The organism is Parvibaculum sp., assembly GCF_030651915.1.
In the GTDB taxonomy this organism is placed as follows: Bacteria; Pseudomonadota; Alphaproteobacteria; order Parvibaculales; family Parvibaculaceae; genus Parvibaculum.
Window position 1 is genome coordinate 273,547 of sequence record NZ_JAUSBV010000010.1, and the last position, 20,097, is coordinate 293,643.

At 62.4% G+C, this 20,097-nt stretch carries 21 protein-coding genes; 12 read left to right on the top strand and 9 right to left on the bottom strand.

Going from position 1 to position 20,097, the window contains the following annotated elements; translation table 11 throughout:
* Positions 1 to 56: 56 nt before the first annotated feature.
* The gene (locus tag Q7V31_RS15360; protein WP_304736026.1) at positions 57 to 1,574 is read left to right on the top strand and encodes a M81 family metallopeptidase; all 1,518 of its coding nucleotides are present in this window, start codon (positions 57 to 59) and stop codon (positions 1,572 to 1,574) included.
* A gap of 219 nt (positions 1,575 to 1,793) precedes the next feature.
* On the opposite strand, the gene blaOXA is transcribed toward Q7V31_RS15360, so the two are convergent.
* The 9 genes from blaOXA to erpA all read right to left on the bottom strand — a co-directional run bounded on the left by blaOXA (position 1,794) and on the right by erpA (position 9,287).
* Positions 1,794 to 2,582: a class D beta-lactamase gene (blaOXA, locus tag Q7V31_RS15365; RefSeq protein ID WP_370690679.1), complete on the bottom strand. Its 789-nt coding sequence runs from the start codon at positions 2,580 to 2,582 to the stop codon at positions 1,794 to 1,796.
* Between the two features lie 310 nt (positions 2,583 to 2,892).
* Positions 2,893 to 3,081 (bottom strand): AbrB/MazE/SpoVT family DNA-binding domain-containing protein, encoded by a 189-nt coding sequence (locus Q7V31_RS17385; RefSeq protein WP_370690669.1) that lies wholly within the window; start codon positions 3,079 to 3,081, stop codon positions 2,893 to 2,895.
* Positions 3,082 to 3,435: 354 nt separating this feature from the next.
* Entirely contained in the window at positions 3,436 to 3,849 is a 414-nt protein-coding gene (locus Q7V31_RS15370; protein ID WP_304735538.1) for a GFA family protein, read from the bottom strand.
* Between the two features lie 32 nt (positions 3,850 to 3,881).
* Positions 3,882 to 4,412, bottom strand: coding sequence for a flavin reductase family protein (locus Q7V31_RS15375; RefSeq protein ID WP_304735540.1), 531 nt, complete (start codon positions 4,410 to 4,412; stop codon positions 3,882 to 3,884).
* Between the two features lie 34 nt (positions 4,413 to 4,446).
* Positions 4,447 to 4,875, bottom strand: a complete 429-nt coding sequence (cueR, locus tag Q7V31_RS15380) for a Cu(I)-responsive transcriptional regulator (protein ID WP_304735542.1) — start codon at positions 4,873 to 4,875, stop codon at positions 4,447 to 4,449.
* A 20-nt stretch (positions 4,876 to 4,895) separates the two neighbouring features.
* Positions 4,896 to 7,238, bottom strand: a complete 2,343-nt coding sequence (locus tag Q7V31_RS15385) for a heavy metal translocating P-type ATPase (protein ID WP_304735544.1) — start codon at positions 7,236 to 7,238, stop codon at positions 4,896 to 4,898.
* A gap of 194 nt (positions 7,239 to 7,432) precedes the next feature.
* A complete protein-coding gene (xth, locus tag Q7V31_RS15390; protein ID WP_304735546.1) occupies positions 7,433 to 8,224 on the bottom strand; it encodes an exodeoxyribonuclease III in 792 nt (263 codons plus the stop codon).
* Positions 8,221 to 8,811 (bottom strand): PAS domain-containing protein, encoded by a 591-nt coding sequence (locus tag Q7V31_RS15395; RefSeq protein WP_304735548.1) that lies wholly within the window; start codon positions 8,809 to 8,811, stop codon positions 8,221 to 8,223. Before Q7V31_RS15395 ends, xth begins: the two co-directional genes overlap by 4 nt.
* A gap of 122 nt (positions 8,812 to 8,933) precedes the next feature.
* Positions 8,934 to 9,287 (bottom strand): iron-sulfur cluster insertion protein ErpA, encoded by a 354-nt coding sequence (erpA, locus tag Q7V31_RS15400; RefSeq protein WP_304735550.1) that lies wholly within the window; start codon positions 9,285 to 9,287, stop codon positions 8,934 to 8,936.
* Positions 9,288 to 9,429: 142 nt separating this feature from the next.
* Between erpA and Q7V31_RS15405 the strand changes: the two genes are divergently transcribed.
* The 11 genes from Q7V31_RS15405 to surE all read left to right on the top strand — a co-directional run bounded on the left by Q7V31_RS15405 (position 9,430) and on the right by surE (position 20,079).
* Positions 9,430 to 10,620, top strand: a complete 1,191-nt coding sequence (locus Q7V31_RS15405) for a deoxyguanosinetriphosphate triphosphohydrolase (RefSeq protein ID WP_304735551.1) — start codon at positions 9,430 to 9,432, stop codon at positions 10,618 to 10,620.
* A 70-nt stretch (positions 10,621 to 10,690) separates the two neighbouring features.
* A complete protein-coding gene (gene argS / locus Q7V31_RS15410) occupies positions 10,691 to 12,439 on the top strand; it encodes an arginine--tRNA ligase (protein WP_304735552.1) in 1,749 nt (582 codons plus the stop codon).
* Positions 12,439 to 13,230: an SPOR domain-containing protein gene (locus Q7V31_RS15415; RefSeq protein WP_304735554.1), complete on the top strand. Its 792-nt coding sequence runs from the start codon at positions 12,439 to 12,441 to the stop codon at positions 13,228 to 13,230. The genes argS and Q7V31_RS15415 overlap by 1 nt, the downstream gene beginning before the upstream one ends.
* Positions 13,227 to 14,258 (top strand): beta-N-acetylhexosaminidase, encoded by a 1,032-nt coding sequence (nagZ, locus tag Q7V31_RS15420; protein WP_304735556.1) that lies wholly within the window; start codon positions 13,227 to 13,229, stop codon positions 14,256 to 14,258. The genes Q7V31_RS15415 and nagZ overlap by 4 nt, the downstream gene beginning before the upstream one ends.
* Before the next feature lie 128 nt (positions 14,259 to 14,386).
* Complete coding sequence (locus tag Q7V31_RS15425; RefSeq protein ID WP_304735558.1) at positions 14,387 to 15,271, top strand: ScpA family protein; 885 nt, start codon at positions 14,387 to 14,389, stop codon at positions 15,269 to 15,271.
* Positions 15,268 to 16,047, top strand: a complete 780-nt coding sequence (scpB, locus tag Q7V31_RS15430; RefSeq protein ID WP_370690670.1) for an SMC-Scp complex subunit ScpB — start codon at positions 15,268 to 15,270, stop codon at positions 16,045 to 16,047. The genes Q7V31_RS15425 and scpB overlap by 4 nt, the downstream gene beginning before the upstream one ends.
* 221 nt (positions 16,048 to 16,268) lie before the next feature.
* Positions 16,269 to 16,499 (top strand): twin-arginine translocase TatA/TatE family subunit, encoded by a 231-nt coding sequence (gene tatA / locus Q7V31_RS15435; protein WP_304735560.1) that lies wholly within the window; start codon positions 16,269 to 16,271, stop codon positions 16,497 to 16,499.
* A 38-nt stretch (positions 16,500 to 16,537) separates the two neighbouring features.
* The gene (gene tatB, locus Q7V31_RS15440; protein WP_304735562.1) at positions 16,538 to 17,011 is read left to right on the top strand and encodes a Sec-independent protein translocase protein TatB; all 474 of its coding nucleotides are present in this window, start codon (positions 16,538 to 16,540) and stop codon (positions 17,009 to 17,011) included.
* Complete coding sequence (gene tatC, locus Q7V31_RS15445; protein ID WP_304735563.1) at positions 17,008 to 17,829, top strand: twin-arginine translocase subunit TatC; 822 nt, start codon at positions 17,008 to 17,010, stop codon at positions 17,827 to 17,829. The genes tatB and tatC overlap by 4 nt, the downstream gene beginning before the upstream one ends.
* A 131-nt stretch (positions 17,830 to 17,960) precedes the next feature.
* Positions 17,961 to 19,268, top strand: coding sequence for a serine--tRNA ligase (gene serS / locus Q7V31_RS15450; protein WP_304735565.1), 1,308 nt, complete (start codon positions 17,961 to 17,963; stop codon positions 19,266 to 19,268).
* A complete protein-coding gene (gene surE / locus Q7V31_RS15455) occupies positions 19,261 to 20,079 on the top strand; it encodes a 5'/3'-nucleotidase SurE (RefSeq protein ID WP_304735566.1) in 819 nt (272 codons plus the stop codon). Before serS ends, surE begins: the two co-directional genes overlap by 8 nt.
* The last annotated feature ends 18 nt before the right edge of the window (positions 20,080 to 20,097 follow it).

Sequence of the window (20,097 nt, forward strand, 5' to 3'; positions counted from 1 at the left end):
GTTGGATACCGGCCGGAAAATCAACTGGAACCGGGCGAAGCAGGGGAACGAAACAGATCATGCGCATCGCCGTCGGCGGCTTCCAGCACGAGACCAATACCTTCGCGCCGTCCAAGGCCGACTATGCCGCTTTCGCCCAGGCCGATTCCTGGCCCGAATTGCAAAGCGGTCCGGACCTGCTGACCGCCTTTACCGGCATGAACGTGCCCGTCGCCGGTTTCATCGAGGCGGCGACGAAAGCCGGTCACACGCTCATGCCGCTGGTCTGGTGTTCGGCGACGCCGTCGGCGCATGTCACCGAAGACGCCTTCGAGCGCATTGCCGCGATGATGCTCGACGCGCTTGAAGGTTCGGCGCCATACGACGCCGTCTATCTCGATCTTCACGGCGCAATGGTCACCGAACATCTCGACGATGGCGAGGGCGAGTTGCTGGCCCGCATCCGAGCCGCCATCGGCCCCGACATTCCGCTGGTCGCCAGCCTCGACCTGCACGCCAATGTGACGCCCGTAATGGTCGCGCATGCCGACGCGTTGATCGCCTATCGCACCTATCCCCATATCGACATGGCCGAGACCGGCGCCCGTGCGGCCGCGCATCTCGATCAAATCTTCGCCGGTCTGCCGCGTCAGGCCAAGGCCATGCGCAAACTCGACTATCTGATCCCGCTGACCTCGCAATGCACGCTGATCGAGCCCGCGCAGCATCTCTATGCGCATCTCGCCAAACTCGAAGGCGCACTGCTCGGCAATGGCCGCGTCGGTTCGGTTTCCTTCACCACCGGCTTCCCGCCGGTCGACATTCCCGATTGCGGCCCCACCGTCATCGCCTATGGCGACACCGAGGCCGCGGCCGAAGCCGCCGCCGACCTGATCGCAAAGGAAGTCGTGGCGGCTGAACCGCGCTTTCGCGAAAAGCTTTGGAGCGCGCGCGAGGCGGTCGCCTATGCGATTGCCAATGCCGATGGCGGTCACGGCCCCATCGTGCTGGCCGACACGCAGGACAATCCCGGCGCCGGCGGCAATGGCGACACAATCGGCATTCTCGCCGAACTGATCGCGCAAGATGCGCCGCGCGCCGCACTGGGTGTGCTCTACGATCCCGAAAGCGCCGGCACGGCGGTCCAGGCGGGCGAGGGCGCCCGCGTCCGGCTCCTTCTCGGCGCGAAGACCGGCGGCGCGCCGGACGAGATGCCCATCGACGCCGAATTCGAAGTGGTGCGCATCACCGATGGCGAGTTTCTGGCGACCGGCCCCTTTTATGGCGGCTCGCGCATGTCGCTCGGGCCGACGGCGCGGCTCAGGATCGGCGGCGTCGAAATCGTCGTCGCCTCGCGCAAAGCTCAGTGTGCGGATCGCGAAATGCTGCGCCACACCGGCATCGAGCCCGCCAATCTCGCCATTCTCGCGGTCAAGAGCTCCGTCCACTTCCGCGCCGATTTCGGGCCGATGGCGCGCGAGGTGCTGGTCGTCGAAAGCCCCGGCCCCAACATCGCCGATCTCTCGAAACTGCCCTACAAGCGCCTGCGCAAGGGCATCCGCGTCATGCCGATGGGAGAGGGGTTCGGGGGGTAGGGGCGAAGGCCTTTCCCTTTTTCTCCACCCTCCCCCTGAGGGAGGGTCGAAATTAGCGAAGCGAATTTCGGGGAGGGGTAAGCGTCGAACCTCAACGCATAATCGAAAGCGCGCAATTTGCCGTAGGCGGAGAACCCCTCCCCAAACCGCTTGCAGCGGTTTGACCCTCCCACAGGGGGAGGGTAGAGAAAGAGGAGGGCTGGAAATAGAATTCGGGCACTACAACGCGCCCAACTCTCCCAGAAACCGCTTCGCAAGCTCAATGCGTAATCCCGCCTGCTCGATCTCCGTCATGTCCATGTTGAGCGCGAAGGCGAAAATCCGGTCGTCGCGTTCCGTCCAGCCGACAAACCAGCCGAGGCCGGGCTTGTCCTCGTAAAAGGCCCAGCCGGTTTTGCCGTAGAGCTTTGCGCCGTCGATCTCCTCGAGCAGTAAAATCTCGCGCACCAGCGCCTGGCTGCGGGTCGACAGCGGCAGGGCGTTTGTCGCCAGCGCGGCGACGAAGCGCGTCTGTTCAACCGCGTTGATTTCCAGCGGCCCGTCGAGCCAGAAACGGTCGACGACATCGCCGGGATCGGCATTGCCGTAACCGAGCCGTTCCAGCATGCCGCGCATGCGCGTCAGGCCGATGCGGCGCGCCACTTCCTGATAGACCGGCACATTGGAGGCGCGGATCGCCTCGCGCATGCTCATATCCTTCTCCCACGCCTTGAAGGGCTGCGGCTCGCCGCCATAGGGGAGTACCTCGTCGACATCCGTCACGGCGCCGGTTTCGAGCGCGATCAGGCTGTTCGCGATCTTGAAGGTCGAGGCCGGAACGTAGCGGCGCTCCGCGCGCCCGCGATGGACGATCGTGGTTTCGTCCGTCTGCACATTCAGCAGAACGAAAGTACCGTTGACGCCCGCGGCCTCGAAGAAACGTCCGAGGTCGGGGCGCTCCTCCACACTGCGCGCCTGCGCACCCGCGAGCGCCGGCAGCACGAGGAAAGCGGCAAGGATCGCAAGCATCCATCTGACGGGCATATGGGCTCCGGAACGGGACAAACAGGGGGGAAGCTTTGCTGGGGTTTATGGTGACAGTGGGGCCGTCAGTGGGCCGAACCCGGGCATCGGCGCCGAAACGCCATTTATGCATCGTTCCCTTCTTCACCGGGAATGCTGTGTCGAAGTTGTGCATTTTGAGGCAGGTGGTTTCTGCCGCTCCGTATTCGTCATTGCGAGCGAAACGAAGCAATCCAGAAGCCACGAGCGCAGAGCCTGCGGCTTCTGGATTGCTTCGTCGCGCTGGCGCTCCTCGCAATGACGATCCATTTTTTCGTTACTCGTTCCGGTTGTCTTTGTCGACCTGCCGCGTCGTCTCCGGAAGAGATTTCCGACGAAGGGCGACATTGCCATCGGAGCGGATGAAGAACGTCACCCGATCTCCAGACCTCAAACGAAGGTACTCCCGGATTTCCAACGGAATCGTTATCCGCCCTTTGGTTGTAACGAGCGATTCTGTTTTCATTCCTGTTATCCTCCTTGTCGGCTCAACGATCTTACTTTCGCTGGGAAGGATGTATCAACGCCATGTATTCGACTTCGGTACTGCTGTGCTCGCGATCATCCAGCATACGGTATCCTCATCGCCGCTGCTCCCCGGGCGAAAGAGATTTGCCCCGGGGAATCACAAATCAGGCCGCCCGGGAACATGGAGCCGTAAGTCGGAAATCTGCGCTGCCGGTATGGTTCCCCGATATAGCCCTAAATGGGGATTGAGCGTCGCGCTGACAACTGGGGATATCTTTTTCGGATGCTTTTTTCGCGCGCGCGCGAGCGGATCGCTGAACGCGCGCAGCAATGACGTCAGGACACTGCCGGATCAGTTTTCGGTGGTGCCTTTTCTTTCGGGCAGTTCCGCATCGAAGCCGTGCATCCATGAAGGCCTGGAACCGACCCAGATCTGGAAGCTCGGCGGCATGGCTTCGGGATCGTCCAGCGAGGCTGCGGTCACGTCGATGCTTTTGCCGGCGTCCTTGAGATAGCGGAAGGCGATCTGCGTGCCGCAATCGCCGCAGAAACCGCGCTCGGCCAGATCCGACGAGTTGCGGAATTTGAGCGCGCCCTGCGTCACACGGAAATGATCGCCGGTCACCGTGAACCAGGTGACGACCGGCGCGCCCGCCGCCCGCTGGCACATGCGGCAATGGCAATGGGCACAGCCCTTGACGCCGCCCGTGACTTCATAGCGCACTGCGCCGCAAAGGCAGCCGCCGGACATTGTTTCCTTCGTCATCTCTCCTCCGTTGCGCTTCTGCCGCGCCGCTGTCAGGGCATGCGGGACGGTAGCTTGAAGGCCGCGCCATCGACGAAAAAATTTCCCTCGCCGCGATGATGGATGGCTTTCGGATTTTTCTGCTTCGGGTCGATCCAGGCCTCGACCACTTCCAGCATGAACAGATTGTAGCGATTGACCATGCGGGTATCGACGACCTTGCATTCGAGATTGGCGAAGCACTCGGCGATCAGCGGCGGCGCCACGCGGCGGGCGGGCAGGGGCGTCAGCCCGGAGGCCTCGAACTTGTCGATGTCGCGGCCCGACACATTGCCGATCTTGACGACTGTTGCCGCCAGCTTGCGCGCCGGCAATGCGATCACGCATTCGCCGGTGGCGCGCAGGGCGGCGAAGCTGTGATTGGCATTGCTGACCACGCAGGCGATTAGCGGCGGCTCGAACTCGACCATGGTCTGCCATGACATGGTCATCACATTGGCGCGGTCCTTCCGGGTCGTCGTCAGCAGGACCACCGGTCCCGGCTCCAGCAATTGATAGACCTTCGAAAGGGGCAGCTTTCGCATGGCGGTCATCCCGGTTCGGTCGTTGCCTGCCTTGTCATGCACGCCTCCGCTTCGGCGTCCGCGCCGGTGCTTCGTGTTCGGCCGACAGATCGTCGAGGATCGGGCAATGCGGGCGGTTGTCGCCGTGGCAGGTCGCGGCGAGCTTGCGCAGCGTATCGGCGACGGCCTGCATCTCGGCGATCTGCCGTTCGAGTTCGACGACATGGCCGAGTGCCAGTTTCTTGACCTCGGCGCTGTTGCGGTCGCCGTCGCGCCAGAGTCCGAGCAGCACCGTAATCCGCTCCATCGGAAAGCCCATCGTCCGCGCGCGCTTGATGAAGCGCAACACATGCAGGTCGTTTTCGCTGTAGACCCGATAGCCCGCCTCGCTGCGCGTCGCCGGATCGATCAGGCCGACGCTTTCATAGTAGCGGATCATCTTGGCCGAAACGCCCGAGGCCTTCGCCGCTTCGCCGATGTTCATGGTTCTGTTCCGATCCTCCCTCACCCGAGCTTCGCCTGTCGCAGCCGCAGCGCATTGGCAATCACGCTGACCGAACTCAGCGACATCGCCGCCGCCGCGATCACCGGCGAAAGCAGGATGCCGAAGACAGGATAGAGCAGGCCCGCCGCCACGGGAACGCCCGCCGCGTTGTAAATGAAGGCGAAGAAGAGGTTCTGGCGGATGTTGCGCATGGTCGCCCGGCTCAAGGCGCGCGCGCGGACGATGCCGGTAAGGTCGCCGCCCAGCAGCGTGATGCCGGCGCTTTCCATGGCGACGTCGGTGCCGGTGCCCATGGCGATGCCGACATCGGCGGCGGCCAGCGCCGGGGCATCGTTGACGCCGTCGCCGGCCATTGCCACCACGCGGCCTTCGGCTTTCAGGTTGGCGACGATCTCGGCCTTGCGTTCCGGCAGCACCTCCGCCTCGACGTCGAGAATGCCGAGCTGCCGCGCCACCGCCTCGGCAGTCGTGATGTTGTCGCCGGTCAGCATGACGATGCGGATGCCGTCGGCCTTCAGCGCGTCGAGGGCGCCTCGCGTCGTTTCCTTGACCGGGTCGGCAATGGCAATGACGCCGGCCGCCTTGCCGTCGATGGCGACGAAGATCGCGGTGGCGCCGTCGCGGCGCAGCCGGTCGGCCACCGTTTCAAGCGCGGCGGTATCGGCGCCGAGGCTGTCGAGATAGGCCTTGTTGCCGGCCGCGAGGCGCCGGCCTTCGACCTTGCCGCCGGCGCCGCGTCCGACCGGTGAATCGAATTCGGCAACTTCGGCCAGCGCCAGCTTGCGCGTGCCGGCTTCCCTGACGATCGCGGCGCCGAGCGGATGTTCGCTGGCCCGTTCGAGGCTCGCGGTCAGGCGCAGCAATTCGTTTTCATCGACACCTTCGGCCGGCACGATCTCGACGACGCGCGGCTTTCCTTCCGTCAGCGTACCGGTCTTGTCGATGACCAGCGTGTCGACATGTTCCATGCGTTCCAGCGTCGCCGCGTCGCGGATCAGCACGCCCATGCCGGCGCCACGCCCGACCCCGACCATGATCGACATCGGCGTCGCCAGACCGAGCGCGCAGGGGCAGGCGATGATCAGCACCGCGACGGCGGCGACCAGCGCGAAGGCAAGCCGCGGTTCCGGCCCGAAGATCGACCAGACGATGAATGCGATGACGGCAACGGCAATCACCGCCGGCACGAACCAGCCCGACACCTTGTCGGCCAGGCGCTGGATCGGCGCGCGCGAACGCTGCGCGGCGGCGACGAGACCGACGATCTGCGACAGCATCGTGTCGCGTCCGACCTTTTCGGCTTTCATCGTGAAGCTGCCGGTCTGGTTGATCGTGCCGGCGATCAGCTTGTCGCCCGGCCGTTTGCTCACCGGCATCGCTTCGCCGGTGATCAGCGCCTCGTCGACGGCGCCGCCGCCTTCGGCCAGCTGACCGTCCACCGGCACCTTCTCGCCGGGGCGGACACGCAGCACATCGCCAACGGCGATCTCCTCGATGGCGACGTCCTCGTCATCGCCACTGCTGGTGACGCGCCTTGCGGTCTTGGCTTCGAGGCCGAGCAGCGCCTTGATCGCATCGCCGGTCGTCTCGCGCGCCCGCAGTTCGAGCACCTGGCCGAGCAGCACCAGCACGGTGATGACGGCCGCGGCCTCGAAATAGACCGCGACCGCGCCCTCGGCGCTGCGAAAGGCATCGGGGAAGATGTCGGGGGCCAGCGTCGCCACCATGCTGTAGGCCCAGGCGACGCCGGTTCCCATCGCGATCAGCGTGAACATGTTGAGGTTGCGCGTAACCAGAGATTGCGCGCCGCGGTGGAAGAAGGGCCAGCCGGCCCAGAGCACCACCGGCGTTGCCAGCACCATCTGGATTAGATTGTTGTTCTGCTGCGAAAGGACGTGCATCAACCCGGTCAGATGCGCCCCCATTTCGAGCGCGAAGACGGGCAGGGTCATTACCAGGCCGATCCAGAAGCGGCGACGCATGTCGAGATATTCCGGGTTCGGACCATCGGCGATCGTCGGCGTCATCGGTTCGAGCGCCATGCCGCAGATCGGGCAGGAGCCGGGGGTGTCGCGGACGATTTCCGGATGCATCGGGCAGGTCCATTGCACCCCCGCCATCGCCTCGACCGGCGGCCGCTCCGCCTTCGGCTTCAGGTAAGTCTCGGGATCGGCCTTGAACTTCGTCCGGCAACCGGCGCTGCAGAAATGGAAGTCCTTGCCGTCATGGCGGTGGCTGAGGGTCTCCGGGGTCACTTTCACCGTCATGCCGCAGACGGGGTCGATCGCCGTTGTGCTGCCGTGCTGGTGCCCGGCATGGTCGTGATGGGTGCAAGTGGACATGGAAAGCTCCTCTGGTCCGGTGTCGGATCAGAGATAGGGCTTCCCATCATGGGAAGGTCAAGGGGCGGAATTTACCGGCGGCGGATGCGAGACGGGGATAAGTCGGGTTATCCCCGGGCACGAATTGCGGGATAAGTTCGCCCGAAGTCGGCTTGTGACAGTTTTATGACAGTTTTGTGACAGAGGGGGGTGTTTCAGCCCTTTTCGCTGTCGATTTCGACCCAGACGGGCACGTGGTCGGAGGGCTTTTCGCGGCCTCTGACATTGCGGTCGATATCGCAGGCCGTCAGGCGGTCGGCGGCTTGCGGCGACAGCAACAGATGATCGATGCGGATGCCGTTGTCCTTTGCCCAGGCACCGGCCTGATAATCCCAGAAGGTGTAGCGGTGGGCTTCGGTGTGGCAGGCGCGGAAGGCATCGGTCAGGCCGAGATTGATCAGCTCACGGAATTTGGCACGGGTTTCGGGCCGGAACAGCGCGTCATTGGCCCAGGCTTCCGGATCGTGCACGTCGTCGGCGGTCGGGATGACGTTGAAGTCGCCGGCGAGCACCAGCACTTCCTCATAGGCCAGCAGCTTATGCGCGTGGTCGATCAGGCGGTCCATCCAGTGCAGCTTGTATTCGAACTTGTCGGTGTCGACGGGATTGCCGTTCGGCAGGTAAATCGATCCGATCCTTATGGCGCCGCTACTTACCGACACGACGGCCTCGATGTAGCGCGCCTGTTCGTCGCTGTCGTCGCCGGGCAGGCCGGTTGTCACGTCCTCGAGCGGCAGCTTCGAAATGATCGCGACGCCATTATAGGTCTTCTGTCCATGGACGGCGATGTTGTAGCCCAGCGCCTCGATCTCGCTGCGGGGAAAGGCGTCGTCGACGCATTTCAGTTCCTGCAGACAAACAATGTCGGGCGCGGCTTCGTTCAGCCATGCAATCAGGTTGGGCAGGCGGGCCTTGATCGAATTGACGTTGAAGGTCGCGATCTTCATTGGTCGGGCTGCCTCCCCCCGGTCAGGGCCGTTCTCTCGGCCCATTGGACGATCGCCTCGCCGTCGGGCACGCCCTGTCCAACATCGATGAATTCAAAATGGGTGGCCGGCGCCATGAAGATCGGCCGCCCGCCGGTTTCGGTGTAAGGCGCCGTGCCGAGCGGCGTCACGATCATCACCACCATCCGTCCCTCGCCGTCGTCAGTACGCAGAGGAAAGCCCGCTACTTCGACATCCGTTGCGAATCCGCGCTCGTAATCCTCCCGGTGCACGGACACGAACCCGCAGGGCGTCGCATGAAATGCCTTGAAGCGTGCAACCGCGCGCGAGACCTGAAGCGGCTCGGCGAAGTCGCCATAGCGTTTGCCGGTGATGTTCAGCCCCTGCCGCTCCGTAATGCCTGTGCCCGCGAGTCGAAAGACCAGATCGTCGTCCGTCAGCTCGGCGATCGTCATGTGCCGCATCAGCGGCGCCGTTTCCGTGGTCAGCCTGAACGCACTGCGAAGCGGTACTTCATCTGCTTTTCGGATCGATCGCCAGTATATCTCCAGCTTTCGGCTGGAATCAGTCAGCACACGGCTACTCATAAGCTAACGCTTGCTCCCCCTGCACGCAGAATCACTCTGTCGACACAAGGATACTGGCGTTTCTTCTAGGGTAAAACCTTCGTTGTGCCATGTGAGCACAGTATTTTGAGTATATCTGTTGTCTAGACAGAGAAGGAAGTTCCACAACCGCAGGATGACGTTGCGTTAGGATTGTTGATCTTGAAGGCCGAGCCGATCAGATCGTCCGTATAGTCGATCTCGGAGCCGGCCAGATAGGCGACCGAAACGGCGTCGATCAGCACCGTGGCGCCATCTCTTTCGAGGATCAGGTCGTCGTCCTGCCTGAGGTCGTCCAGCGTAAAGCCGTATTGAAAGCCCGAGCAGCCGCCGCCTTGCACGGCGACACGCATCATTGCACCTTCGCCTTCACCATCGAGGATTTTGGCAATTTGCCGGGCGGCCCGTGCGGTCAGCGTGACGGGCTTGATGAGTTCGGCTGTATCGGCGTTGGTCATGCGTTCATTCTCGCGTTCAGGCCCGAAATCGTGCTTTCGGCCTTGAACAATACCAGAATTGGCTTAGCAGATATGTAGTTGCCCGGAACCCGATTTTCAAACCGCCAAATCGGGCCATGGGACTGAAAAGTCGAGGTTTTTCGTGCTGATCGCCAATCCTGCCGCCACCGCGCCCTATGCCACCCGCGCCGAAGAGACGCGCGGGCGGCTCTTTGCCGAGCCCGAGAGCGCGACACGGACACCGTTTCAGCGCGACCGCGACCGGATCATCCATTCCGGCGCCTTCCGCCGTCTCAAGTACAAGACGCAGGTCTTCGTCTATCACGAGGGCGACAACTACCGGACCCGGCTGTCTCATTCGCTTGAAGTGGCGCAGGTCGCCCGTTCGATCGCGCGCGTGCTGGGTCTCGACGAAGATCTCGCCGAGACGCTGGCGCTGGCCCACGATCTTGGCCATACGCCCTTCGGCCATGCGGGCGAGACGGCGCTTGATCGCTGCATGGAAGGCTTTGGCGGTTTCGACCACAATGCCCAGACGCTGCGTATCGTCACCAAACTGGAGCAGCGTTATGCGCGCTTCGACGGCCTCAACCTGACATGGGAAACCCTTGAGGGGCTGGTCAAGCACAATGGACCGGTGGTGACGCCCGATCACGGCGTCGAGGCGTTACCGCGCGCCATTGCCGAATATGCCGAGACGCAGGATCTCGAGCTTTCGACCTATGCCGGGCCGGAAGCACAGGTGGCGGCGCTGGCCGACGATATCGCCTACAACAACCACGATATCGACGACGGTTTGCGGGCCGGCCTTTTCGAGATCGACGACCTGATGGCACTGCCACTGGTCGGCGATGCCTTCCGGGGCGTTCTGGACGAGTTTCCGGGCCTTGAAACCGCACGTGTGATTCATGAGGCGGTACGACGCCTGATCGGCACGATGGTCGACGATTTGCTGGTCGAAACGCGGTGCCGACTCGACCAACTCCGGCCGGGTTCAGCCGCCGACGTCCGCGCGATGGGACGGCCGCTGGTTGGCTTCGGTGCGGTGATGGGCGAGCACAATGCGGCTCTGAAGTCCTTTCTGATGCAGCGCATGTACCGGCATTACCGCGTCAATCGTTCGATGAGCAAGGCACAGCGGATCGTCACGGATCTTTTCGAGCTGTTGCATCGGGGGCCCGACCTCCTGCCACCGGAATGGCAGCGGGGTTGCGATGGGGCGGGCGGCCTCAAGACGGCCCGCCGGGTGTGCGACTTCATCGCGGGCATGACCGATCGCTTCGCCATTGAGGAGCATCGGCGGCTCTTCGACCTTCACGACTCAAGGGCGTGAACGGGGGCTGGAAACAGGCCCTCGGCGCCGCTAGAGTGCGCGCCCGGTGGCCCTCCAACTGACGGCAATAATGAATATTTTTCGGTATTTCGAGGATCGCGTCGAGGCCGCCCTGCGGGCCCTGGTGGACGAAGGTGTATTGCCGGCGGGTATCGACACGTCGCGTGTTGCTGTCGAACCGCCGAGGGATCCCTCGCATGGTGACCTGTCGACCAATGCAGCAATGGTGCTGGCAAAGCCTGCCGGCGTGAAGCCGCGCGACCTTGCCGATCAATTGGCCGCCAAGCTCACCGCCGAGGAGGCTGTAGCGGAAGTGTCGGTCGCGGGGCCGGGCTTCATCAATCTTCGGCTGAATGCCGTTTTCTGGCTGGCGCGCATTCCTGAAATGCTCCGCGCGGGTCCGGCCTATGGCGCAAGCGACATGGGCCGTGGTGAGGCGGTCAATGTTGAGTATGTGTCCGCAAATCCGACCGGTCCGATGCATGTCGGCCATGTTCGTGGCGCGGTCTTCGGCGACGCGTTGGCCAATCTTCTGGAGAAAGTCGACTATCGGGTTTGCCGCGAATATTACATCAACGATGCTGGCGGGCAGATCGAAGTGCTGGCGCGCAGCGCATTGCTTCGCTACCGCGAAGCATTGGGTGAGGAGATCGTTGCGATCCCCGAAGGCCTCTATCCCGGCGACTATCTGAAGCCGGTGGGGCAGGCCCTCGCTGCCACGCATGGCCGCGCGCTGCTCGATATGGACCCGGCCGATGCGATTGCCGCGGCCCGCGCGACCGCCGTCGAGGCGATGATGGAATTGATCCGCGGCGACCTCGCCGTGCTCGGCATCACGCATGAAGTGTTCTTTTCCGAGCTCTCGTTGCACGGATCCGGCGCGATCGAGGAAACGGTAAGGCTGCTGGAACAAAAGGGCCTGATCTATGTTGGCGTGCTGGAGCCGCCCAAGGGCGAGACGCCCGAGGATTGGGAACCACGGCCGCAGACGCTTTTCCGTTCGACACAATTTGGCGACGATGCCGACCGGGCCCTGAAGAAATCCGATGGGAGCTGGACCTATTTCGCGCCGGATATCGCCTATCATCACGACAAGTACCGGCGTGGTTACCGCACGCTGATCGACGTCTGGGGTGCCGACCATTCGGGCTATATCAAGCGCGTCAAGGCGGCGGTGGCTGCGCTAACGGGCGGCGATGCGGAGATCGATGTCAAGGTTTGCCAGATGGTGCGGCTGTTCCGCAATGGTGAGCCGGTACGAATGTCGAAGAGGTCCGGCGATTTCGTGACACTGCGCGATGTTGTGGACGAGGTCGGCAAGGATGTCGTGCGCTTCATGATGCTGACGCGCAAGAACGATGCGCCGCTCGATTTCGATTTTGCCAAGGTGACGGAGCAATCACGCGACAATCCGGTGTTTTATGTTCAATACGCCCATGCCCGTATTCATTCCGTTTTGCGAAACGCGGCCGAAGCCGGTTACGACCTTTCCGACGGGGCGCTCGCAAATGCCGATCTTTCGCGCCTGGGCGATGAGGCCGAGCTGGCGCTCCTGCGGCTGATGGCGGGCTTCCCGCGCCAAGTGGAGCAGGCCGCTCTTGCCCATGAACCGCACCGAATTGCCTTCTATCTCGATGATCTTGCGGCGGCCTTCCATGGGCTCTGGAACAAAGGCAAGGACGATGCGTCCCTTCGGTTCATTCGCGAAAATGACAGGGATGCTACGCTTGCCCGACTCGCTTTGATTCGGGCTGCGGCATATGTCATTGCCGCCGGTCTGGGGATACTGGGGGTTGAGCCGACCGAGGAGATGCGCTGATGTCGCGCCGAGACGGCAGCTGGGACGAGGATCCGGAATACGACTTCGATCCCGACGTCGAGGACTACGAGGCCTTTGATGACGACGAAGGCCGTCGACGGGGGCCGTTGATGCTCCTCAGCATCGTGGCGCTCCTGGCGGTGTTCGCGGGCGTTGTGTTCCTCGCTTATCGGCAGGGCGATTTGCAGAGCGGCGTTCCGCCGATCCTGCGTGCCGACGGCGAGCCGACCAAGGAAGTCCCCGTGAACCCCGGCGGCAAGAAATTTCCGCATCAGGATGCCGGCATTTACGACCGCCTTGGTGGAGAGACGAGCGCAGGGCGGGGCGAGGCCGAACAATTGCTGCCACCAGCCGAGGAGCCTCTGGCAATCGACCGTGCGGCCGATATTTCGCCGCGCGACCAGCAGGCAATGGATCGGCTCGCGGAAGCAATAGAAAGCGCGCCGCTTGATGCCGTCGTACCGGGAACGACCGCGCCAGAAGATTCGTCGGAGCCAGCCGTTTCGCCGGCGCCAACCGAAACGGAGCCGCAGGCAAGCGCTGCAGGAAGTCATGTCGTGCAGCTGGCCGCTTTCCGCGACGAGGCAGCCGCACGCGACGCGTTCAACAAGCTCAAGGTCAAGTATCCCGATCTTTTGGGGGGCCTCGGTGCTGACATCCAGCGCGCCGATCTGGGCGCGCAAGGCATCTATTACCGGTTACGCGCCGGCTTTCTCGACAAGGCGGATGCCGATGCGCTTTGCGCGAAACTTGATGCGCAAGGGCAGGGCTGTTTCGTCAGACCGCGATGAGTGTGTCGGCAGCGGTCTATGGCTGCGGCGGCCTCGTGATTGAGGCTTGGGAGCGGGCATTCTTTCGGGCAGCACGGCCCTGGGGCTTCATTCTATTCGCGCGCAATATCGACACGCCTCACCAGGTTCGGCAGTTGGCCGCGAGCTTGCGGGAGGCCGCCGGCCATGATGCACAAATCCTGATCGATCAGGAAGGCGGCCGTGTTCAGCGCTTGCGTCCGCCTCATTGGCAGAATTATCCGTCCGGCCGTGCCTATGGCGATCTCTACGCGCGCGATCCCGAAGCGGGTCTCGCGGCCGCGCAACTCGGCGCCCGTCTGATCGCGGCAGATCTTCGTGCTCTCGGCATCACCATTGATTGCCTGCCGGTACTCGATGTCCCGTCGCCGGGGGCACATGATGTGATCGGCGATCGCGCCTATGCGGCGACGCCGGACAAGGTGACGGCGTTGGGACGGGCGTCCGCCAATGGCTTGCTGGCCGGCGGCGTCTTGCCGGTGATGAAACATATTCCCGGACATGGGCGCGCCGGCGCCGACAGCCATATGAGTCTGCCGATCGTAACCGCGTTGCGCGGGGAACTTGAGGATGCGGATTTTCGCCCCTTCCATGCGCTGCGCGATCTGCCTTTGGCGATGACGGCGCATGTCGTCTACACGGCCATCGATCCGGATGCGCCCGCGACAACGTCGAAAAAGCTGATCGACGAAATCGTTCGCGGACACATCGGCTTTGCAGGCCTGTTGATGTCGGACGATCTTTCGATGGAGGCTTTGGCGGGTGGCCTCGACGAACGGGCGCAGGCGAGCCTTGCGGCCGGTTGCGATGTCGTTTTGCATTGCAATGGGCGGATGGCTGAGATGGAGGCGGTGGCGCGCGCGGTGCCGGTGCTTGAGGGCATTGCACAAGACCGGGCCGATTCGGCGATTGCGGCTCTGCCACGGCATGTCGAAGACCTCGATCCGGCAGAGAACCATGCGCGTTTGGCCGAATTTTTGGTGGCAGGCGCTGAAGATCGCTGGGGATAAGCCGAGAAACAGGGTACCCCGGCCTCGGGACGCGCGGTATAAGGGGCATTCGTCCCCGGCCGATGGGCAGAATCGGATCGCGGACGTATGGGGACTGCAAGAATCCGGGTCATATGCACAAGGCAGCCATGAGCGAGGCGCCCACACAAGGCGAAGCTGACGAAGGCGCTCCGGCAGGAGACGTCGCCTCTGACGACGCCGTGTCGAGTTTCGAAGAGGGGCCGCCGCGGAGTGACGGCGATCCCGGCGATACGCTGATTGTCGATCTTGACGGCTTCGAGGGGCCGCTCGACGTATTGCTGACGCTGGCACGCAACCAGAAGGTCGACCTCACCCGCATTTCAATTCTCAAGCTGGCTGAGCAATATCTCGACTTCATCGCCCATGCGCGACGTATGGAGCTCGATCTTGCCGCCGACTACCTCGTGATGGCGTCATGGCTTGCTTACCTCAAGTCGAAACTGTTGTTGCCGGCACCCGAGGAAGAAGAAGGCCCATCGGGTGCCGAGATGGCGGCTCGGCTCGCTTTTCAGTTGCAACGGCTCGAGGCGATGCGCAAGGCGGCCCAGGAAATTTTCGGGCGGCGTTGCCGGATGGGCATTCAGGTCTTTCCGCGCGGCGCGCCGGAAGGCATTCGCCTTATCAAAACAAGCGATTATCAGGGAACGCTGTTCGAACTTCTCAAGAGTTATTCGGAGCAGCGCCTTAAAGGTCACGAGACCAAGTGGGAGCCGAAACGACTGCCGATCATGGCGATCGAAGCGGCGCGAAAGCGCCTCGAAGCGATGATGGGCATGATGTTCGATTGGGGCCGGATCGACAATTTCCTGCCCGTTGATGAAATGAGTGCACCGATGCGACGTTCGGCGATGGCGAGCATGTTGAGTGCGGCGCTGGAGCTTGCCAAGGACGGGCATATGGAATTGCGCCAGTCAGGGGCGTTTGGGCCGTTGTTCGTGCGCCGTCGTGAAGCCAAATCCGAAGAAACCACCCCAGAGAAGACCAAGGAATGACGGACGAGACAGTTCAGGATACGGAAGCCAAGGGCGGTATCGAAATGGAGATCGAAGATGACGACGGGGGCGATGCGGACGCGGCGTCCGAGAATGTCGTTCGCTTTCCGGTCAATGCCACGGAACACACAGCGCTGATCCGCATGGTCGAGGCGCTGCTTTTCGCGGCCGCAGAACCGCTCGACATCGACAGTATCGCCAGCCGGTTGCCTGATGGCGCCGATGTCGGTGCGGCCGTTGAGGACCTGCAAAAAACCTATGAGGGGCGCGGCGTCAATCTCGTTCGGATCGCCAACAAATGGATGTTCCGGACGGCCGACGACCTGGCCTTTCTGATGGAGCGGGAAGCGGTCGAGCAACGACGTTTGTCGCGGGCGGCGATGGAGACGTTGGCGATTGTCGCCTATCATCAACCTGTCACGCGCGCCGAAATCGAGGAAGTTCGGGGCGTGACCGTCTCGAAGGGGACGCTTGATGTGCTGATGGAGACGGGGTGGGTGCGCCTGCGCGGTCGCAAACGGACGCCGGGCCGCCCGGTTACCTATGGCACGACCGAGGAGTTCCTCGTGCATTTCGGTCTGGAAAATGTTGGCGACCTGCCTGGAACCGATGAACTGAAAGCGGCCGGCCTTCTCGACGGACGCTTGCCGCCGGGCTTCGACATTCCCAATCCGAGCGAGAGCGGCGCCGAGGGCGATGGCGAGTTCACCGACGAAGAAGAGTATGGTGCAGCCCTTGATGAGCATATGGCGCAAGATGTCGCGGAAGACAATTAGCGCATGATTGGCTCATCCACTTTATGATGTTCGCCGGAATTTTCTTTTTAAATCATCTTGTTATTGAGGTTTGTTAACTATAATTCTTGTCTTTAAACCCATTGCGCAGATAGCACTCACGATCTGAAATGGTGTCGCAATTCGGCGGCAAAACGCCCATATTGCGACGAGGTAGTGCCGGTTACAGAAGCGTGGGCGTTTTCACGCGGGTGGAGAGACAAATGCCGAGTTGGACGCAAATACTGCTGGTGGTCGTACTGATCGTGCTGCTGTTCGGCAGGGGCAAGATTTCCGACATGATGGGTGACTTCGCGAAGGGCATCAAAAGCTTCAAGAAGGGGCTTTCGGAAGAGGATGAGGCCGATACCGCTCGACCGGAGCCCAAGACCATTGATGCGACTGTAAGCCGGGAAGAGAGCGCCGGGGCCAAGAACAAGGCCACCAACGGCTAGTAGGCGCGCGCGCCTGGTTCGAGGCATTTCAGAGCAATATGTTCGATATCGGATGGTCAGAGCTGCTTGTCATTGCGGCGGTCGCCATCATCTTCGTAGGCCCCAAGGACCTGCCGCGGATGATGCGGACGGTTGGCCAGTATGTGGCCAAAGTCCGGGCGATGGCGCGTGAGTTCCAGAGTTCGTTCGAGGATCTGGCGCGCGAGACCGAACTTGAGGAATTGCGCAAGGAAGTTACCGGCCTTCGCGATGTTGCCTCGGCACCGCTTAAAAAGCTCCAGCAGGAAATCGACAAGCCCATGAAGATCGGCGCTGGCGGCGCGGGTGCGGCCGCCGCCGCTTCGGCGTCGGCGGCACGGGCCGCCGAGATTGCCGCGGGTGAACCGGCCGAAACCAGCGATATATCGCCTGAAATGCAGGATGCGTTGAGGGAAGCCGAAGCCATTGATGCGTTCGGGGTGAGTGACCCGGCGCGCGCGGTGCCGGCGGATTCGGAGCGTGACGACAAATGAGCGTCAATGCTGCCGCGCCGGATCCGGACGATGAGGTCGAGGCATCGCGGGCGCCGTTGATCGATCATCTGATCGAATTGCGCTCCCGACTGATCCGCTCGGTAATTGCCATTGCGATTGCTTTCGGGATTTGCTTTGCCTTCGCCGACGATATTTTCAATATCCTGATCAGGCCTTATGAAGTTGCGGTCGGGTCCGGACCCGAGGCGCGTTTCATTTTCACCGCACCGCAGGAATTTCTGATCACGCAACTGAAGCTTGCCTTTTTCGGTGCGATGTTTCTGGCCTTTCCGATCATCGCCTCGCAGATTTACATGTTCGTCGCGCCGGGCCTCTACAAGAACGAGCGCCACGCCTTCCTGCCTTATTTGGTGGCCACGCCCATCCTGTTCCTGATCGGTGCGGCGCTGGTCTATTTCGGGGTCATGCCGCTCGCACTGCAGTTCTTCATGAACATGCAGCAAGAAGGCGGCGAGGGGCGGACGGCTATCGAATTGATGCCGCGCGTCAGCGAATATCTGAGCCTCATCATGACGCTTCTCTTTGCGTTCGGCATGTGCTTCCAGTTGCCGGTCATCCTGATGCTGCTGGCGCGGATCGGCGTCGTTAATGCCGCTCAGCTTCGCAAGGGCCGTCGCTATGCCATCGTCATTGTCTTCGCCGTCGCGGCCTTTCTGACGCCGCCCGACTTCTTCAGCCAGATTGCGCTCGGGGTTCCGACCCTGCTGCTCTACGAGTTTTCGATTTTCGGTGTGTCATGGACCGAAAGACGGCAGGCCGCGGCGGCGGCCGAAGCCGAGGATGCGGCCGAGGCTTGATCCGCCATCATCTGGACGGTTGGGGTCTTTGCGCCTATACAGGGCGCGAAAACGAACGGGCTGGTGGGAGATGATTCGATCTTGCTGATTGCCCGGTCGTAGTCGGATTTCCCACCATTTCCAGAGGTGTCATGTTCGACATCAAAGCCATTCGTGACGATGCCGGCGCCTTCGATGCCGGGCTCGCCAAGCGCGGGCTCGAGCCGCAAGCCGCGCGCCTGATCGAAATCGACGAGCGGCGGCGCCAGATCGTCACCCGTCTGCAGGAAATGCAGCAACGACGCAACGACGCCTCAAAGCTGATCGGCCAGGCCAAGGCCAAAAAGGATGAGGCCACAGCGCAGAAGCTGATGGACGAGGTCGTGAGCCTGAAGGGCGACCTTCAGAAAGGCGAAGAGGAAGAGCGGCAGGTCGATGCCGAGCTTGCGGCGGCGCTGGCCTCGATCCCGAACATCCCGCTCGATGGAGTGCCGGTCGGTCCGGACGAAAGCGCCAATGTCGAAGACCACCGCCACGGGGCGCCGCGCGCGATGAATTTCTCACCGCGCGAGCATTTCGATCTCGGCGAGGCCCTCGGTCTGATGGATTTCGAGACGGCGGCGAAGCTCTCCGGCGCGCGTTTCGCGGTGCTGAAGGGCCCGCTGGCGCGGCTCGAACGCGCCATTGGCAATTTCATGGTCGACCTGCACACCAGTGAGTTCGGTTACGAGGAAGTCGCGCCGCCGCTGATGGTACGCGATGAGGCGATGTTCGGTACGGCGCAGTTGCCGAAATTTGTCGACGACCAATTCGCGACGTTCAAGGGGCAGAGCCGCGACGACCAGGAAAAGTACTGGCTGATCCCGACCGCCGAGGTGCCGCTGACCAATCTGGTGCGCGAAAGCATCCTGTCGGAAGAAGATCTGCCGAAGCGCTTCACGGCCTACACGCCCTGCTTCCGCGCCGAAGCGGGAGCGGCGGGGCGCGACACGCGGGGGATGATCCGCCAGCATCAGTTTTCGAAGGTCGAGCTGGTTTCGATCACGACGCCCGAAAAATCGCTCGCTGAGCACGACCGGATGCTCGCCTGCGCCGAGGAGGTGTTGAAGCGGCTCGGCCTGCATTACCGGGTGATGGTGCTTTCGACCGGCGACATGGGCTTTGCGGCGCGCAAGACCTACGACATCGAGGTCTGGCTGCCGGGACAGAATGCCTATCGCGAGATTTCCTCCTGCTCGGTCTGCGGCGATTTCCAGGCACGGCGGATGAATGCGCGCTACCGGCCGAAGGGCGAGAAGAACACCCGTTTCGTTCACACGCTGAACGGTTCTGGCCTCGCGGTCGGGCGAACGCTGGTGGCGGTGATGGAAAATTACCAGCAGGCCGACGGTTCGATCGAGGTGCCGGAAGCGTTGCGCCCCTATATGGGTGGGCTGGAGGTCATTGCGCCTCATGGGTAAGCCTGCGTTCAAGGCCCTTCGTATTCTGGTCACCAATGATGACGGCATTCATGCGCCGGGTCTCACGGTGCTGGAGAAGATTGCACTGAAGTTGACGCGTGATGTCTGGACGGTCGCGCCGGAGGAGGAACAGAGCGGCTCTGCGCATTCGCTGTCGCTTGCCAATCCGCTGCGCGTGCGCAAGCTCAGCACGCGAAAATACGCCATCAAGGGAACGCCATCAGACTGTGTGCTGATGGCCGTACGTCACATCATGAAGGATGAGATGCCCGATCTGGTTCTTTCGGGCGTCAATCGCGGCCAGAACATCGCCGACGACGTGACCTATTCCGGTACCATCGCAGCGGCGATGGAGGGAACGCAGCTCGGCATTCCCTCGATCGCGCTCAGCCAGGCTTTCGGCTTTGGTGGCAACATTAAACTCAAATGGTCGACGGCCGAGCATTTCGCGCCGGACATCATCAAAAAGCTCGTCGCGGCAGGATGGCCCGCGGATGTCCTGATCAATATCAATTTTCCGGATGTCGTGCCGCAATCGGTAACCGGTATCGAGGTGACGCGGCAGGGCAAGCGCGACCAATCGCTGGTCCGCGTCGAGGAGCGGATCGACGCGCGCAACAATCCCTATTACTGGCTCGGATTCGAGCGCATTCTCAGCAATCCGCCGCAGGGAACAGATCTGCGCGCCATCTATGAAGGTCGTATCTCGATCACGCCGTTGCATATGGATCTCACGCACTCCGGTACGGCAAAGGCACTCAACGCCGCGCTTGGTACGATTCCGTTGAAACGTCCGCGTCGGAAATCGTGAGGTTCCGGTGAGCGACGA